Genomic DNA, 15,950 nt, shown 5'->3' with positions numbered 1-15,950 from the left:
GCCCAGTGCCCGGGAGAGCACCGAAGCTGGGCGCCCGAGCCGCCCGGTCGTCCGCACATCTCAGCTCAAGGTCTCGGCGTCGATCCGGGAGAAGATGAGGTCGCTCTCCCCGGTCACGGGCTCGCGTAGCCGTGCGGGCGGCACCGCGGCCCCTCGTACGGCGGCCGGGTAGCTCGCCGGGGCGTAGTCGTTGGCAAGTCGGTAGGCGTGGTACCCGTGCTCTCGCATGGTGCTCATGAGCTCGTCCACGGAGTCGCCGAGCTGAGCCATGCGGTCGGGCGTCACCTCAACGGTGATCTCGCACTCGGGCCGCAGCCGGCCGAGCAGAGGCGCGAGCCCCCGTACCGCGCTTCCCTCCGCTCCCTCAACGTCGATCTTGATGACGCGCGCGGTCGAGATCTCGGCATCGGTCAGCAACTCGGCCAGCGGCGCGGCCTCCATGTCGAACGACGACTCCGCCGGCCCGTCGTACGGCACGATGCTGTTGGCCCCCATGTTCGCCGAACTGGCGAGCACGAACGTCAGCGTCTTGCGCGCGTCGGACACGGCCCCGTTGACAGCTCGCACGTTCTCACAGCGGTTGAGCCGCACGTGCTGCACCAGGCGCTCGTGGAACGCGGGCGACGCCTCGACAGCGACCACCCTCCCCCCGTCCCCGACCAGCCGTGACGCGAGGACGCTGTAATATCCGATGTTCGCGCCCACATCGACGAACGTGTCCCCCACTCGCAACCGCCCCCGAAGCCATCGGGTCATGTGGGGCTCCCAGGCGCCGAACAGGTACAGGTACCTCTGGATCAGGTCCCGCGTGTCCACGCCGAACCTGGAGCCGTCCCGCAGCCGAACCACCCGCCGCCGCGGCTGCACCCGAAGCCGAGGGTTGAGGACCGCGGCGGTGAGCGCCGGCTTGCCGACCGTCCACGGCACGTAGCGCACGTAGCAGCGCCCGAGACCGACGAGCCCCGCCGAACCGCCGCGGCCAAACATCCGAACGCCTCCTCGCCGAGCGGGAGAGGCCATGACGAACGCCAGCCCCCAGCCCTTCCCACCGCCATCGTGGCCCAAGTCTGCACCACCGGCGAACAGGCAAAAGGCTCGTCCACGAGACTGGGCTCCGTCCCAGCCCTTCCCCGCTCCGAACTGCCAAACGGGCAAGACGGGGCGCCCCCGACCGTGGGAAGCCATATCGCTCTACACCTGCCGCGCTGAGAGCCGGGCTCGTAAACTCCTTCAGAGATGTAGATGACTCGCACCCGTGGGGGATGGGCTTGGGGACCGGCGAGCAGATCGTGACGGTGGCGGCGGTGCTGCTCGGCGCGCTCACCACGCACCTCACCAACCACCTGACCGAGCGCAGCAAGGTCAAGTACGAGCTGCTGACCCGCTGGGACGACCGCAAGCTCGACGCCTACTCCCAGTACGTCGACCGCGTGCGCACCGGCATCTTCCTGGCCGTGAGGCTCTACGAGCACCGCGAGGGCCTGCGCCGAAGTGACATCCCCGAGGCCGAAATGGTCGCCGATCTGGCCGAGGCCGAACGCTTCCAGGGCCGCTCCTTCGAGCAGATCATGCTGCTGGGTGGTGACGACGTCATCGAAGCGGCCCACGAACTACACGCCGCGGTCCGCGCGATCGACTGGCAGGCCACCGGAAAGGTCCCCGGCACCCTGGAGGAGTGGAGGGAACGCAACCGCCTCGCCTTCCGCGCCATCAACGCCTTCCACGAGTCCGCCCGGGAGGATCTGGGAGTACAGGGCCGTGTGACAGGCGAGCAGCATCCAGAGCGGGATCTGTTGCTGCCCGCCGCGCGCTCAGGGGACGCCATCAGCGAATGAGGCTTCTGTCCTGTCGCGCTCGTGCGTGAAGATGAACAAGGCTTATTCGTGGACGCTGAGGCAACGGTGGTTAGTTGCAAACTTCCCTACCTTGTCAAGGCACCCAGCTGCGCTCCGCTCCGCCGGGCACGCTTCCCGGCTCTGGCTGCGCCCGCGCTCCTGCCTTCGGCCCGCTCGGCGCTGCCGCCGCCGACGCGCACCCGCTGTGTAGGCCCGTGGGGCATGAGACGAGAACCGAGCCTGCGGCTTCAAGACGATGCCTCCGGCGGGGGCGCTCAGACTCCGGGATGGACGGGGCGCCGTTCGCAAGTGCCGGCCGGAGCGGGGCGAGCGTCGTGGTGCTCCCATCCCGACCGCCTTCGACCCAGGCAGAGCCGAGCAGTCGCGGCCCAAGGCGTCAAGGTCGTTCGTACAGTGGTGCGCTCCACCTTGACGCCCTGAACCGCGCCCTGTGGGTCGAAGGCGGAAGGGATGGGAGCTGGGGAGAGTGATGGGTGCCGATGGGATGTCGATCACTACGCCACTATCGGCGGGTACAGCTTCCTACTCCCAAACTGACCAAACACCAGATGTTGTTCCGATTATCAAGCCCACCGAGGCGAGCCAGGCTGGCCCCGTCAAGTCGTTCAGGGCTTGCTTAAGGATCATGCGCTTCACCCATTCGAAGGTGTACATGATCCTGCCCCAGTTACCTTCGGGTGAGCGGATTGCGATCATTGCTGCGGACTTTCCGTCGGGCCCCGGGTAATCCGTGTCCGCCCCCTGGATCACGGCATCGATCGCGTCAAGATCGGCCACGAGCTTGTCGTAGTCGCGTTTGGTTAGCAGCCATCCCCACAGCAGGGCAATCAAAGGTAGGAACCCGCCCAACGCCGTACCGACTGCCAGGGCTATTTTCATAAAGCGCTCCTGTCGTGTTGAAAGTGAAACCTATTCATTTATTGGTGCAGGTGTCAATAGAGGGACGAGTTTCGGTATATCAAAGTGAGTAAATGGATCTGTCGGGAGCTTGGACAATCTTCCGTCGAGTCTGCGCACCCAGTGCAAGCCGGTCGAATCGCTAAATGCAATCTCGGCGGCGGGTGATCTATGCATTCCTTGCCAGCCTTCCGGGGCAGGAACTTTCCAAATGCCCGGCGGGAGGACTGTTAGGCAAGCGTGATGGTCGGGAAAATCCTTAAGCTCCTCTCCAGTCCGAGGGGCGGCGCCTCTGGCGAAAACCATGGATGCAACTACCTTATATACTGGGGTACTTGATCGGTTGAGTAGTATCAGTGAGCTTTCCTCGCTACCGGGCGATCGGCCTCCGTACCAGGAGGAGACCTGAACTGCCTGGCTTCGTTCCTCGCGTCCCAGACTGGCTTTCTCCGATGCCTCGCGGACTCGTCGCTCCCGTCGCATGGTGACAAGCGCGGCGGACCAAGCGCCGGCCGTGCTGAGTGCAGTGAGCCAAGTGGCCAAATCTCCCAATTCAACTGTCATGCCGTCAGTCTGCCTGACAGTTCGATGAGGTCTCGCCTCCCTGGTCATCTGTCGAGTGTGCCTACGACAGTCGGAGCGGGCGCGGCTACACCAACGTGCGCAGTTCGGCGGACGCATTAGTCTCCAGCTCCCGCTGTCAGTGCCTCGTGGCAAGCTGTCTGCATGATTGGTGAGCTGCCCAACGTTCCCCCCAACACCCTGTTTGACTCTCGCCGCCTTGCGCATGACGCAGGTGCCCACCGGCCCCTACAGGCTGGCATCTGCGGCACTGGAAATACGGGTACCGAGTCCATCGTCGTTTCCGGCGGATACAAGGACGACGAAGACCATGGCTCGGTGATCATCTACACCGGTCACGGAGGCCGAGACTCCTCAGGGAACCAGGTGAGTGCTCAGGATTTGGAAGACTCGGGTAACGCAGCTCTGGTAACCAGCCACCTCGAAGGCTTGCCGTTCGTGTCGTCCGCAGCACCGCAGTCACTCGGCAGGTCAAGAGGTGGCACGCCGGCGCCTGCCAGATTTGCGGACTCACGATCACCTTGCCGGGCGGCGTCTACAGCGAAGGAGCGCACATTCAGGCTGTAGGGAGCCCGCACAACGGGCCGGACACGACGGACAACGTGCTGTGCCTTTGCCCGACCTGTCATGTCATGTTCGACGGCGGTGCCATCGTCCTTGGCGACGACCTCGGCATTATCCGTGGTGGCGAAGAGGTAGGGATCTTGAGGACACATCCACAGCACGTCATCAACCTGGATCGCGTTCGGCATCACCGCGAGCGGTGGCGTCAGTAAGCGAGTTGCGGCCTATTCGCGGCCAGGCATGGCCGATGCAGCCACAGAAACACCGCTGACATGCGATAACACGACGGGGGCAGAGGCTCTCCGGAGCCGTTGCCGTACAGCACCGAAATACAGCAACCTCGCTGGCCGTCTCCGTCCGGTAGCGCCCCTATGGAGCCGGTCGGTAGCCCGTACGACCCGTGCTGACCGATCCGGCTAGAGCTACGGATCAGAAGGTTGCAGGTTCGAATCCTGCCGAGTGCACAGCACCCCAGAGGCCCCGGAGAATTCCGGGGCCTCTGGCATTCCCCCAGGGCGCCGCCCGGGACTTCACGGTGCCCGTGGCGCGCGCGGAGCGGGTCGTCCTTTCCGGGGTACGAGCTCCTGCATCGGCGCCGTGGCGGGGGCCGCGGTGGCCACCGCGAAGCTGGCAAGCGAAGGGTGACCATGGCGCGGACCGAGTACTACGACGATCCGGCGGCCCCTGAGCCGAACAGCCTGGTGGCCGCCGCGTCCGCCGTGGTCACCGACGACGAGGGGGGCATCCTCCTCCAGCGCCGACGGGACAACGGCCTCTGGGCGCTGCCCGGTGGCGGTATGGAGATGAGCGACTCGCTCCCGGGGACTGCCGTCCGTGAAGTGAAGGAGGAGACCGGTCTCGATGTGGAGATCACCGGGCTCGTGGGCACGTACACCGACCCGCGCCACGTCATCGCGTACTCCGACGGCGAGGTCCGTAGGCAGTTCAACATCTGCTTCACCGCCCGCGTGGTCGGCGGCCGGCTCGCGATCTCGGACGAGTCCACGGAGCTGCGGTACGTCCGCCCGGAGGAGCTCGATCAGCTGCCGATCCACCACACGCAGCGGCTTCGGATCCAGCACTTCCTGGAGCGTCGTGAGCGGCCCTGTCTCGGCTGACTCCTTCGGACGTGGGTGGGCGGGCCCGGGGCTCACGTCTCGTCGGGGGTGGTGAGGCGTAGGCCGTCGTGGAGGAGGGTGGTGATCTGGCGGGCTTCGGCCTGCCAGCTTTCCGTTGCGCGCATCGCGCAGATGCCGCCGAGGGCGCGCAGCAGGGTGGGGCCGGTGATGTCGTCGCGCAGGGTGCCGGCCCGCGCGCCCGCGCCGAGGAGGCGGGTGAGCGCGTTCGTCATCTGGGCGCGGGCGTTGTCGAAGACCGGCGAGTCCGTCGCCATGATGCTCTCCAGTGCGACGGCCATCCCCTTGCCCACGGCCGCGTGGTCCACGAGGAGCAGCAGGAAGCGGCGCAGCGCCTCGGCGGGGGCGTGGTGGGCGAGGAGTTCCTCGGGCGCGGCGCACAGCTCGTCGACCTCCTTCCGGTAGACCTCCTCGACGAGGGCCTCGCGCGTCTCGAAGTGGCGGTACAGCGTGCCGATGGCCACTCCTGCCCTGCGGGCGATCTCCTCCACGTGCGCGTCGGCTGCGTCGCCGAGGAACGCGTCGCGCGCCGCGGCGAGGAGCGCCTCGCGGTTGCGCCGGGCGTCGGCGCGCAGGGGACGTTCGGCGCGCGGGGGACGTGATGACGGCAACAGGGCCTCCCTAATGTGAGTCCGACTCCGTTTGTGTATCGTTTCCGGAGTCGGACTCATCTTATCGAGGAGGGTTTCCATGGCGGACCCGGGAGAGCAGCTTGAGGGGCTCCGCGTCCTGGTCACCGGCGCGAGCCGCGGCCTGGGCGAGGCGACGGCGCGCCGGTTCGCCGCCGCGGGCGCGAACGTTCTGACGGCCTCCCGCAGCAGGCCGAAGAAGGACCTGCCCGGCACGTTCATCCCCGCCGACCTGTCGACGGAGGACGGCGCGGCGGAGCTCGGCCGGCAGGTCGTCGACCGCTTCGGCGGGGTGGACGTGCTCGTCGACAACGCGGGCGCGGCGAGCGCCCCCGCGCCGACCCTGGTCCGCTCCGACGCGTCCTGGCGCGCGGACCTGGAGATGAACCTGCTCAGCGCCGTACGCCTGGACCGTGCCCTCGTGCCGGGGATGGTCGAGCGGGGGAGCGGCGTCGTCGTGCACGTCTCCTCGATCGCGAGCCGCCTCCCGCAGCGCGCGGACGCGTCGTACGCCGCCGCGAAGGCCGCGCTGAACACGTACAGCCGCGAACTGGCCACCGAGGTGGGCGAGTACGGGGTGCGCGTGGTGTGCGTCCTGCCGGGCTTCGTCGTCACCGAGGGGGCGGAGGCGCACCTCCGTCAGGTCGCCGACCGGCAGGGAGTCGCCCCCGACGAGGTCGCGCGGCAGCTCGTCGACCGCCTGAAGGTGCCGATGGGCCACCCCGGGGACCCCGAGGACGTCGCCGAGATGATCGCGTTCCTCGCGTCCGGGCGCGCGAAGTGGCTCACTGGGGCGCAGTTCCGCGTCGACGGCGGCATCATCCCTGCCGTCTGAACCCCTGTCGTCTGAACCCCTGCCGCCTGAACCCCTGCCGCCTGAGCGACGGCAGGCCACGAGAGACGGGAGACCACCGTGGACATCACCCTCAGCTCCGTGATCATCGACGCGGCCGGCCCCGAGCCCGAGAGCGCCTTCTGGCACCGGCTGCTCGGCGGCTCGCTCACCAGGACGCCGACGCACCACTTCGTCCAGGCCCCGGGCTTCCCGGTGCTCGTGGTCCAGTCGGCTCCGGCGCAGGTCGCCCCCGACTGGCCGGACGGCGCCCCGCAGCAGATGCACCTCGACCTCGCCGTGAGCGACCTCGCCGCCGCCGACCGGGTGGCGACCGCGGCCGGTGCCGCCAGGCTCCGGCCCACGGACGACGTCGCTCCGCACGCGCGGCAGGCCAAGGTCTACGCCGGCCCGGCGGGACACCCCTTCTGCCTGCGGCCCGCCCAGGCCGGCTGAGCGGCCCGGACGGCGGCGCGCGGCAAAGGTGGCGGGGTGCGGTCATCGGCGTCTGCTCCTCGTGGGATCGAGGAGGAGTTCGACCATGACGCGGGCGTCCCGGCGGCGGGTCGGGTTCGCCGACCACACACCGGGAAGTACGACGCAGCAGAAGAGGACGACCGGGCAGAGGACGGCGGCCGCGCCGATCCATGGATGGGCCACTGCGACGGGCACCAGGAGACCACCTGATGCCAGGCCGAGCAGCGGCCTGGCCCTCACGGTTCAGTTGCGCTCGCCATGCGCAGGGTTCCTTCCGGTTCACGGAGCTTCGGGCTCCGACCCGACACCCACGCTGTTTACGGCCGGACAGGGCCGACCGTCATTCATGGGGAACCGCGTGTCGCACGCGCCGGGATGGCGGATCCGTGGCAGCCGTGCGCGGCGCCCCATCCCCCGTCGATGGGAGCCGTACCAGTCTGCCGCAACTCAGCCCCCCGCGGGAGGAGTTGCGTAGAGACGGCGGGTAACGGGCCCGTGGAGCAGGGCCGGTCGGGACCGCGCCGGTCAGGACTGCGGACGCGCCGCCTTCGTGGCCCTCGCGCGGAGGGTCTGGGCGAACTCCTCTGCGCGGGCGAGCTGTACGCGCAGCTCGGCGGCGCGCGTCGCCGTCGCCTCCTCGAACTCGCGCAGGCGGGCGGCCAGTTCGGCGCGTTCCTGGTCGGTGAGCGGTTCGTCCGCGTCGAGCCGGTCGGTGACGGTGAGCAGGTCCCGCATCTGGTCGAGCGAGAAGCCGAGCGGCTTCATGCGGCGGATCACCATCAGGCGCTGGACGTCGCCGTCGGTGTAGAGGCGGAAGCCGCCCTGGGAGCGGGCCGACGGGGTGACGAGGCCCACGTCCTCGTAGTGCCGGATCGTGCGCAGGGACAGCTCGGTGCGCGCTGCCACCTCGCCGATCTGCATGTGCAGGTGCGTGTCCATGTGTTCGGAGCTGCCCGTGTGCACCGCGCCCGTCCTCTCTGCCGGTCGAGTCTGCCGATCCATGTGTCGATCCGTCTGCCGGTTCCTCTGCCGGTTCCTCTGCTGGGCCATCTGCCGGCCAGGGGAGAAGCATCTCAGCCGCCGGGCCGCCGGCTGGTCGCGGCGGTGCCCGGGGAGGGCCATCCGGCGGCGGCCCCGCGACCGCGGGCCACTCCGACGAGGGGCATCTCTACCCTTACGTTAGGGTAGGGTTTGCGCTTGTGCGGCGGCAGGGCGGCGTGGTCGTCGCGCGGCCGTGCCGGTGTGCGGTCGTGCGGCCGTTGCGCGGTTGCCGTACGCCGGTCCGCCGGCCGCGCGCGGCATCCGCCCGTACCGTCCGCGGCCGTACAGCCGTACAGCCGTACAGCCGCGCCGTCCGTGCATCCGTACGCCCGTGGATCCGTACGGTCCCGTGCATCCGCACATACGTCCGCGGACCTGCACGTCGCGCGGTCGGCAGGGTGCCACACGCCCACACGCCCACACGCCCGTCCGTCCGCCCGTCCGACCGAACCCCCGGGCCTCGCGGTCCCCGACTTCTCAGGTGGTGCTCTGCCGTGCCCGGTCTCTCCTTGCCCAGGCCGCGCCGTGGCGCAGGCGGCCGCGGCCCGGGTACCGGTTCCGGTGCCGGGCCCGGTGGGCGGCCGCGCGTCTTCGGGCCCGGGCGGCTGGGGCCCGCGGCGCTGCGTACCGAGGTGCTCGCGGGGCTCGTCGTCGGTCTCGCGCTGATCCCCGAGGCGATCTCGTTCTCCGTCATCGCGGGGGTCGACCCGGAGGTCGGCCTGTTCGCGGCGTGCTCGATGGCGATGGTGATCGCCGTCGTCGGCGGGCGGCCCGCGATGATCTCCGCGTCGACCGGGTCCGTCGCCCTGGTCGTCGCGCCGGTGGCGCGCCAGCACGGGCTCGGCTATCTCATCGCCACGGTCCTCCTCGCCGGGGTCTTCCAGATCGTGCTCGGCGCCGCGGGGGTCGCGAAGCTGATGCGGTTCGTGCCGCGCTCCGTGATGGTCGGGTTCGTCAACGCACTCGGCATCCTGCTGTTCACCGCCCAGCTGCCCAACCTGCGCGATGTGCCTTGGCCGGTGTATCCGCTGGTCGGGGCCGGTCTGGTGATCATGGTCCTGTTCCCCAGGCTGACCCGGGCCGTGCCGGCGCCGCTCGTCGCGATCGTCGTACTGACACTCGTCACGGTCGCCGCGGGGATCGCCGTGCCGACCGTGGGGGACAAGGGCAGGCTGCCGTCCTCGCTCCCCGTGCCCGGCCTCCCCGACGTCCCGTACACGGCGCACACGCTCACCGTCATCGCCCCGTACGCGCTGGCGATGGCGCTGGTCGGGCTGATGGAGACGCTGATGACGGCGAAGCTCGTCGACGAGCTCACGGACACCCCGTCGGACAAGAGGCGCGAGTCCATCGGGCAGGGCGTCGCCAACATCGTCACGGGCCTGTTCGGCGGCATGGGCGGCTGCGCGATGATCGGCCAGACGATGATCAACGTGAAAAGCGGGGCGCGGACCCGCCTCTCGACGTTCCTCGCCGGGTTCTTCCTGCTGGTCCTGTGCGTGGTGCTGGGCCCCGTCGTCTCCGACATCCCGATGGCGGCGCTGGTCGCCGTGATGGTGCTGGTGTCGGTCGGGACGTTCGACTGGCACTCCGTACGGCCCGCCACCCTGCGGCGCATGCCGGTCGGCGAGACGGCGGTGATGGCCCTGACCGTGGTCGTCGTCGTGGCGACGGGGAACCTCTCCATCGGTGTCGTCGTCGGATCCGTCGTCGCGATGGTGATCTTCGCGCGGCGGGTGGCGCGGTTCGCCGGCGTCACGTCGGTGACCGACCCGGAGGGCCGCCAGGTGGTGTACGCGGTGAGGGGCGAGCTGTTCTTCGCGTCGAGCGGCGACCTGGTCGCGCGGTTCGACTACGCGAACGACCCGGACGACGTCGTCATCGACCTGTCCGGCACCCATGTGTGGGACGCGTCGTCGGTGGCCGCGCTCGACGCCGTCGAGGCGAAGTACGCGCAGCGCGGCAAGAAGGTCACCATCACCGGCCTGAACGAGGCGAGTGCGTCCCTGCACGGGCGGCTGAGCGGGGAGCTCGCGGGAGAGCACTGAGCCCTCGGGACCTCGGTCCCGGACGTCGTTTCCGCTGCTCAGGGCGATTGTCAGTGGTCGGCTCTACTCTCGGAGAAGTGTCGGACACATGGCGTTGTGCTGGGGTTTCGTGGGGTGGCGGCGGCTCCCCGGGACCCTGGCTGGTCTGGGAGTCCCGTCGGCCTGAGGGGCCTGCGGGGGAAGACGGGGGTGCGTATGGCGGGAGACATAGCGGCGGTGCCGCCGCGGAGCGGCTGAGCGAGCTGGTCCATGGACGCGAGGTGGCGTTCCGTGCCGTGGGCCCGCGCTGGTGCACCGGCGCGGGGCGCGGCCGGTGCCCGCTCGCGGCCGAGGTGCCGGCCCGGAGCACGGGGGCCCAGTGCTCCGAGTGCGCGCGTCTCGACCGGCTGCGTTCGGTCGCCGCCGACACGATGGCCGACGACCCGCGGCCCTACCGCGTCTACCTGGCGTGGTTCGGCCCGGGCATGGTGAAGGCCGGCATCACCCGGGAGGAGCGCGGCGCGGCCCGCCTGCTCGAACAGGGCGCGGTGGCCTTCAGCTGGCTCGGCCGCGGTCCGCTGATGGCCGCGCGGCGCACGGAGGAGCTGCTGCGCGCCGCGCTCGGGGTGCCCGACCGCATCCCGTACGCCGCGAAGCGCGCGGCGCGTGCGGGGCTGCCGCCGGGGCCCGAGCGCGCCGCGGAGCTGGCGGACCTCCATGCCCGCGCGCTGGCCCTGCCCGGTCGTCCTTCTGCCCTGGAGCCCGCGGTGTTCGAGGCCGTGGACCACGCGCGGGTCTTCGGCCTCGAACAGCCTGCCGCCGCGAGCGCTGCGGCGGCCGGTGCCGTGCCGGGGTCTGCCGCCGTGGCGGTGCCCGCCGTCCCGGTGCCTGCCGCCGTGCCGGTGGCCGCCGTGGTGACGGAGCTGGTCGACGGCGGCGCGGTCGCGGGCCGGCTGGTGGCGGCCGCGGGCCCCGACCTGCATCTCGCCGTGGCGGGCAGGGGGATCGTGGTCGTCGACAGCCGCCTGATGCGGGGCTGGGGGCTGGAGCGCGGCGCCCCGGGCGGCGCGGGCGAGGGCGCGGCGGGCCCTGGGGCGCTCACCCTGCCCGTACGAGAGCTGCGGACGGACGTGCAGGACGGGCTGTTCTGACCGCGGGCCCCGCCCCGTGGCTCGCACCTCATGGCTCGCGCCTCGTGGCCCGGGAGCACGGGCCCGCGCGCTCCGGCGACAGGACAGGGACCTCGTGGACAGGGGCGGCGTGCGCGCCCAGAGTGGAGGGCATGAGCGATCAAGGGGTGGACGAGCGGGCGGCCGTGCGGGCGTTCCTCGCGCGGGTGGGGCTGCCGGGGCTCGTCGATGTGCACACGCACTTCATGCCGGAGCGGGTGCTGCGCAAGGTGTGGGCGTACTTCGACAGCGCGGGGCCCCTCGTCGGGCGGGAGTGGCCGATCGCCTACCGGCACGCGGAGGACGAACGGGTCGCGCTGCTGCGGGGCTTCGGCGTGCGCGCGTTCACGTCGATGCTCTACCCGCACAAGCCCGGCATGGCGGAGTGGCTCAACGCGTGGGCGGCCGGGTTCGCCGACCGTACGCAGGACTGCCTGCGCACGGCGACGTTCTTCCCCGAGCCGACGGCCGGGGCGTACGTACGGGCGGCGGTCGAGGGCGGGGCGCGCGTGTTCAAGGCGCACCTCCAGGTCGGTGCGTACGACCCGAACGACCCGCTGCTCGACCCGGTGTGGGGGCTGCTCGCCGACGCGCGGGTGCCGGTGGTGACGCACTGCGGCTCGGGGCCCGTGCCCGGCGCCTTCACCGGGCCGGGGCCGGTGCGCGCGCTGCTCGCCCGCCACCCGCGGCTGCCGCTGGTGGTGGCGCACCTCGGCATGCCCGAGTACACGGAGTTCATGGAGCTGGCCGAGCGGTACGAACAGGTGCGGCTGGACACGACGATGGCGTTCACGGACTTCACGGAGGCCGTGACGCCGTTCCCGCGCGACCCCGGGGCGCGGGCGCGCCTCGCGGACCTGGGGGACCGGGTGCTGCTCGGGTCGGACTTCCCGAACATCCCGTATCCGTACGCGCACCAGCTGACGGCGCTCGAAGGGCTCGGGCTCGGCGACGCCTGGCTGCGGGCGGTCTGCTACGGGAACGCGGCGTCGCTGTTCGGGATCGAGACGGGGACCGGGGCGGACGCGGGCCGCGGCGGGGCGGTGGCGGGCGGCGGCGCCCCCTGAGGATTCTCCCTGAGGATTCCCTGTGGGTTTTCTCAGGCAATTCACAGAAAGGGGCAAGACGGCTCTCAGAGGGTGTGCCGAGGGTGAGGAGTATGACGATCACCTCGCCCCGCGGGCGCACCGAAATGCTGAAGCCGGACGGGAGTCCCGTCCGCGTGCTCGTCGTCGACGACGAGGCGTCGCTCACCGAGCTGCTCTCCATGGCCCTTCGGTACGAGGGGTGGGAGGTGCTCAGCGCGGGCGACGGCGCATCGGCGATGGACTCGGCCAGGGACTTCGCCCCGGACGCGGTGATATGGGACGTCTCGCTCTCCGGAGCCGGAGCCGGAGCCGGAGCCGGAGCCGGAGCCGGCGGGGGTGCGGGTGCGGGTGCGGCGGGTGGCGCGGGCCTCGGCGCGGGCGCCGACGGCGGCGGCGAGGCGTCCGCGGTGGACGCGCGTGCGGTGCTGCGGCGGCTGCGCAGCGAGCTGCCGCAGGTGCCGGTCCTCTTCCTGACCACGAAGGACGGCGTGGAGGAGCGGATCGCGGGCCTCACGGCGGGCGGCGACGACTACGTCACCAAGCCGTTCAGCCTCGAGGACGTGGTGGGGCGGCTGCGCGGGCTGATCCGCCGCTCCGGCGTGGCCACCGTGCGCAGCGAGTCGATGCTCGTCGTCGGCGACCTCACGCTGGACGAGGACAGCCACGACGTGACCCGCGGCGGGGACTCCATCCACCTGACGGCGACCGAGTTCGAGCTGCTGCGCTACTTCATGCGCAACCCGCGGCGCGTGCTGAGCAAGGCGCAGATCCTCGACCGCGTGTGGTCGTACGACTTCGGCGGCCAGGCGAACGTGGTCGAGCTGTACATCTCGTACCTGCGCAGGAAGATCGACGTCGGGCGGCCGCCGATGATCCACACCAGGCGCGGCGCCGGCTACCTGATCAAGCCGGGGGAGCCGGGCACGGTCCGCTGACCCGGCCCCCGAGGGAAGCGCGCACAGGCGCGGGAAGGAGGCGCGCGCGGGGGGCGCGCGGCGAGCGGTGGAGCACCCGGCGAAAGGATCACTACCAGCCACGGCGCAACATCCGGAACCGGGTGGATCATGGGAGCGGTACGGGAAGGCGTACGGAGGGCGGCCCGTCGGGCCACCGCCCCGGGCGCGGGCGCTGAGCGGGCCCCTCGCCCGACTCGTACACACCGCTGAAGGGTCCGGCACCACCCGGCCGGAAGGAACCGAGGAGGCTGGCCCATGGTCGCCGGAACCGATCGTGCGAAGCGTCCCACCCGGACGAGTGTGTGGCTCGAGGGCAAGCCGAGGGTGCGGGGCCGCCGCCACGAGCGGTCGGACCAGTCGTCGGGAGGCGCGGGCGCGGAGTCCGCGAGCCTCGACCGGGACCGGATCACCGAGGTGTCGGTGCGGCTGCTGGACGCGGAGGGGCCGGAGAAGTTCTCCATGCGGCGGCTCGCCGCCGAGCTCGGGGTGACGGCCATGTCCCTGTACTGGTACGTGGACACCAAGGACGACCTGCTCGAACTCTCCCTCGACCATGTGTTCGGCGAGGTCAGCGTGCCGGCAGGCGAAGAGGGCGAGGAGGGCGAAGGGGCCGGGGCCGCCGGGGGAGGCGGTGCCGGCTGGCCGGAGCGGCTGCGGGCGCTCGCGGCGAGCTACCGGTCCGTGTTCGTACGGCACCCGTGGGCGTCGCCGCTGATCGGCAAGTACCTGAACATCGGCCCGTGCGCGACCCGGTTCTCGCACGCCGTGCAGTCCGTGGTGCGCAGCACCGGCCTGCCGCCGTACGCACAGCGCGGGGCGACCACGGCGGTCTTCCAGTTCGTGTACGGATTCGGCACGATCGAGGGCCACTTCGTGCAGCGGTGCGCGGACGCGGGCCTCAGCCAGGACGAGTACTACCGGCGCGCGACGGGCTCCATCGACGAGCGCCCCGCGCTCAGGGACGCGCTCGCCGGGCGGGGCAGGCTGCTCGCGGCCCGCGGCGACGCGACGGTGCAGGAGATGCGCGAGCGGGACTTCGAGATCGCGCTCGACCTGCTGGTCGCGGGCATCGACGCCGTGCGGCAGCGCGGGGAAGGCGCGGGCGGCGGCGCCGTGGACCGGGGCCCGGGCCCCGCCGCCTGAGCGCGCGCTGACGGGCGGACTGCCGGGGCGGTCAGTCCTGCGGCGCGAGGTGCGCGGGGAAGCCGCCGGTGGCGACGGGGCTCCAGCGCTCCGGGGTGACGCGGATGAGGGACTTGCCCTGCTTGACCATGGCCGCGCGGTACTCGTCCCAGTCCGGGTGCTCGCCCGAGATGTTGCGGAAGTATTCGACGAGCGGCTCGACGGAGTCCGGCACGTCGAGGACCTCGGCGGTGCCGTCGACCTGGACCCAGGGGCCGTTCCACTCGTCGGACAGGACGATGACGCTGACGCGCGTGTCCCGCTTGGCGTTCCTCGTCTTCGCGCGCTCCGGGTACGTCGACATGACGATCCGGCCGGAGTCGTCGACGCCGCAGGTCAGCGGGGAGCCCTGGGGCCGGCCGTCGGAGCGGGTGGTGAGGAGGACGGCGCGGTGCCGCGGCCTGACGAAGTCGAGGAGCGCCTCGCGGTCGACGGCGGTGTTCGTTGCGATGTTGGGTGCCATGGCGGCAGCCTACGACCCGCGGGGCCGCAGGGCCCCGCGGGTCGCGGGCGGCGCCGCGCCCGTGCCGCAGGTCACGGCATCGGCGGCAGCTCGCCCCGTACGGCCTCGACGTGGAGCTCCACCTTGAGCACCGCGCCGACCATCGCGATGCCCGCCTGGAGCACCTGGTTGTACTTCATCGCGAAGTCCTCGCGGTGGAGTTCGGTGGTGGCGTGGAAGGCGGCCCGCACGCCGCCCCACGGGTCGGCGCCCGTGCCCAGGTACGACAGGTCGAGGTCGACGTCCCGCTCGATGCCGTGCAGCGCGAGCTTGCCGTGCACGGTCCACCGGTCGGTGCCCGCGGGCGTGAGGGCCGTGCTGCGGAAGGTGATCTCCGGGTACGCCTCGACGTCGAGGAAGTCGGGCGACCTGAGGTGCTTGTCGCGCAGCGCGTTGCCGGTGTCCACGCTGGCCGCCCTGATCACGGCGTCGACGCGGGACGCGGTGTACTCGCCGCCGTTCTCGACGACCTCGATCGTGCCGCCGAAGTCGTTGAAGCGGCCGTGCACGCTGGAGATGCCCAGGTGCTGCGCGACGGCGCTCACCGACGAGTGCGCCGGGTCGATGCTCCACGCGCCGGTCTCCGGCAGCTCGAACCCGCCCTGCCGGGCGAGCACGACCGTGCCGACGTCGGCCCTGCCGCTCGCGGTGACCAGGGCGGTCGCCGCCGACGGGGTGTAGCCGACGGCCGTGACGACCACCGTGTACGGCCCCGGGGCCAGCGTGTCGGGCGCGGTGACGACGCCGTCCTGGTCGGCCGAGGCGCGCAGCACCTGGTTGCCGCCTGTGTCCGTGAGGGTCACGACCGCGTGCTGCACGGCCCAGCCGTCCCGCGTCCTGACCTGTGCGCGAAGTCCCATCCCGCGTTCTCTCCTTGGTTGCGCTGTGTGGCGAGGCGGCCGCCCGCTGGTGCGCGGGCGGCGGCCTCGTGGCGGGCGGGGCCCGGCGCGCTGTCCGCGCACTCCGGCGGGCGCCGGTGTGCGCGGTGCGCGCCCTGCCCGCACCCGCCTGC

At 71.3% G+C, this 15,950-nt stretch carries 18 protein-coding genes; 11 read left to right on the top strand and 7 right to left on the bottom strand.

What is annotated here, in order from left to right; genetic code table 11:
• Positions 1–60: 60 nt before the first annotated feature.
• On the bottom strand, positions 61–987 hold the full coding sequence (locus AB0910_RS24400) for an FkbM family methyltransferase (RefSeq protein WP_366746760.1): 927 nt from the start codon (positions 985–987) through the stop codon (positions 61–63).
• A 275-nt stretch (positions 988–1,262) separates the two neighbouring features.
• Here AB0910_RS24400 and AB0910_RS24395 point away from each other — a divergent pair, with 275 nt between their 5' ends.
• Positions 1,263–1,835, top strand: a complete 573-nt coding sequence (locus AB0910_RS24395; RefSeq protein WP_366746759.1) for a hypothetical protein — start codon at positions 1,263–1,265, stop codon at positions 1,833–1,835.
• A 543-nt stretch (positions 1,836–2,378) separates the two neighbouring features.
• Here the strand turns inward: AB0910_RS24395 and AB0910_RS24390 are convergent.
• The gene (locus tag AB0910_RS24390) at positions 2,379–2,735 is read right to left on the bottom strand and encodes a hypothetical protein (RefSeq protein ID WP_366746758.1); all 357 of its coding nucleotides are present in this window, start codon (positions 2,733–2,735) and stop codon (positions 2,379–2,381) included.
• 744 nt (positions 2,736–3,479) lie between these two features.
• Between AB0910_RS24390 and AB0910_RS24385 the strand changes: the two genes are divergently transcribed.
• From AB0910_RS24385 to AB0910_RS24375, 3 genes are all read left to right on the top strand, one after another.
• Entirely contained in the window at positions 3,480–3,902 is a 423-nt protein-coding gene (locus AB0910_RS24385; RefSeq protein ID WP_366746757.1) for a YDG/SRA domain-containing protein, read from the top strand.
• Positions 3,857–4,111, top strand: coding sequence for an HNH endonuclease (locus tag AB0910_RS24380; RefSeq protein WP_366746756.1), 255 nt, complete (start codon positions 3,857–3,859; stop codon positions 4,109–4,111). Before AB0910_RS24385 ends, AB0910_RS24380 begins: the two co-directional genes overlap by 46 nt.
• 435 nt (positions 4,112–4,546) lie before the next feature.
• Positions 4,547–5,017, top strand: a complete 471-nt coding sequence (locus AB0910_RS24375) for an NUDIX domain-containing protein (protein WP_366746754.1) — start codon at positions 4,547–4,549, stop codon at positions 5,015–5,017.
• A 32-nt stretch (positions 5,018–5,049) separates the two neighbouring features.
• On the opposite strand, the gene AB0910_RS24370 is transcribed toward AB0910_RS24375, so the two are convergent.
• Positions 5,050–5,646, bottom strand: coding sequence for a TetR family transcriptional regulator (locus AB0910_RS24370; protein ID WP_366746753.1), 597 nt, complete (start codon positions 5,644–5,646; stop codon positions 5,050–5,052).
• Positions 5,647–5,725: 79 nt separating this feature from the next.
• Between AB0910_RS24370 and AB0910_RS24365 the strand changes: the two genes are divergently transcribed.
• Entirely contained in the window at positions 5,726–6,499 is a 774-nt protein-coding gene (locus tag AB0910_RS24365; protein WP_366746752.1) for an oxidoreductase, read from the top strand.
• Between the two features lie 78 nt (positions 6,500–6,577).
• The gene (locus AB0910_RS24360; protein ID WP_366746751.1) at positions 6,578–6,952 is read left to right on the top strand and encodes a VOC family protein; all 375 of its coding nucleotides are present in this window, start codon (positions 6,578–6,580) and stop codon (positions 6,950–6,952) included.
• Positions 6,953–6,994: 42 nt separating this feature from the next.
• Here the strand turns inward: AB0910_RS24360 and AB0910_RS24355 are convergent, their stop codons facing one another.
• Together AB0910_RS24355 and AB0910_RS24350 are read right to left on the bottom strand one after the other, a co-directional pair.
• Positions 6,995–7,168 (bottom strand): hypothetical protein, encoded by a 174-nt coding sequence (locus AB0910_RS24355; protein WP_366746750.1) that lies wholly within the window; start codon positions 7,166–7,168, stop codon positions 6,995–6,997.
• Positions 7,169–7,498: 330 nt separating this feature from the next.
• Positions 7,499–7,912, bottom strand: coding sequence for a MerR family transcriptional regulator (locus AB0910_RS24350; protein ID WP_366746788.1), 414 nt, complete (start codon positions 7,910–7,912; stop codon positions 7,499–7,501).
• Positions 7,913–8,619: 707 nt separating this feature from the next.
• Between AB0910_RS24350 and AB0910_RS24345 the strand changes: the two genes are divergently transcribed.
• The 5 genes from AB0910_RS24345 (at position 8,620) to AB0910_RS24325 (ending at position 14,397) form a co-directional block, all read left to right on the top strand.
• A complete protein-coding gene (locus AB0910_RS24345) occupies positions 8,620–10,062 on the top strand; it encodes a SulP family inorganic anion transporter (RefSeq protein WP_366746787.1) in 1,443 nt (480 codons plus the stop codon).
• Positions 10,063–10,322: 260 nt separating this feature from the next.
• Complete coding sequence (locus AB0910_RS24340) at positions 10,323–11,192, top strand: DUF2797 domain-containing protein (protein ID WP_366746749.1); 870 nt, start codon at positions 10,323–10,325, stop codon at positions 11,190–11,192.
• Between the two features lie 131 nt (positions 11,193–11,323).
• On the top strand, positions 11,324–12,277 hold the full coding sequence (locus AB0910_RS24335; RefSeq protein ID WP_366746748.1) for an amidohydrolase family protein: 954 nt from the start codon (positions 11,324–11,326) through the stop codon (positions 12,275–12,277).
• Between the two features lie 92 nt (positions 12,278–12,369).
• On the top strand, positions 12,370–13,233 hold the full coding sequence (locus tag AB0910_RS24330; RefSeq protein ID WP_366746747.1) for a response regulator transcription factor: 864 nt from the start codon (positions 12,370–12,372) through the stop codon (positions 13,231–13,233).
• A gap of 276 nt (positions 13,234–13,509) precedes the next feature.
• The gene (locus tag AB0910_RS24325; RefSeq protein ID WP_366746746.1) at positions 13,510–14,397 is read left to right on the top strand and encodes a TetR/AcrR family transcriptional regulator; all 888 of its coding nucleotides are present in this window, start codon (positions 13,510–13,512) and stop codon (positions 14,395–14,397) included.
• Positions 14,398–14,428: 31 nt separating this feature from the next.
• Here AB0910_RS24325 and AB0910_RS24320 read toward each other — a convergent pair whose 3' ends face one another.
• The gene (locus AB0910_RS24320) at positions 14,429–14,899 is read right to left on the bottom strand and encodes a PPOX class F420-dependent oxidoreductase (protein WP_366746745.1); all 471 of its coding nucleotides are present in this window, start codon (positions 14,897–14,899) and stop codon (positions 14,429–14,431) included.
• 71 nt (positions 14,900–14,970) lie between these two features.
• On the bottom strand, positions 14,971–15,798 hold the full coding sequence (locus AB0910_RS24315) for a YceI family protein (protein ID WP_366746744.1): 828 nt from the start codon (positions 15,796–15,798) through the stop codon (positions 14,971–14,973).
• Positions 15,799–15,950 lie beyond the last annotated feature (152 nt).

The organism is Streptomyces sp. NPDC047002 (assembly GCF_040704505.1).
Lineage (GTDB): Bacteria > Actinomycetota > Actinomycetes > Streptomycetales > Streptomycetaceae > Streptomyces.
The sequence above is the reverse complement of the archived record's forward strand: the minus strand, read 5'-3'. Positions and strand labels throughout refer to the sequence as shown.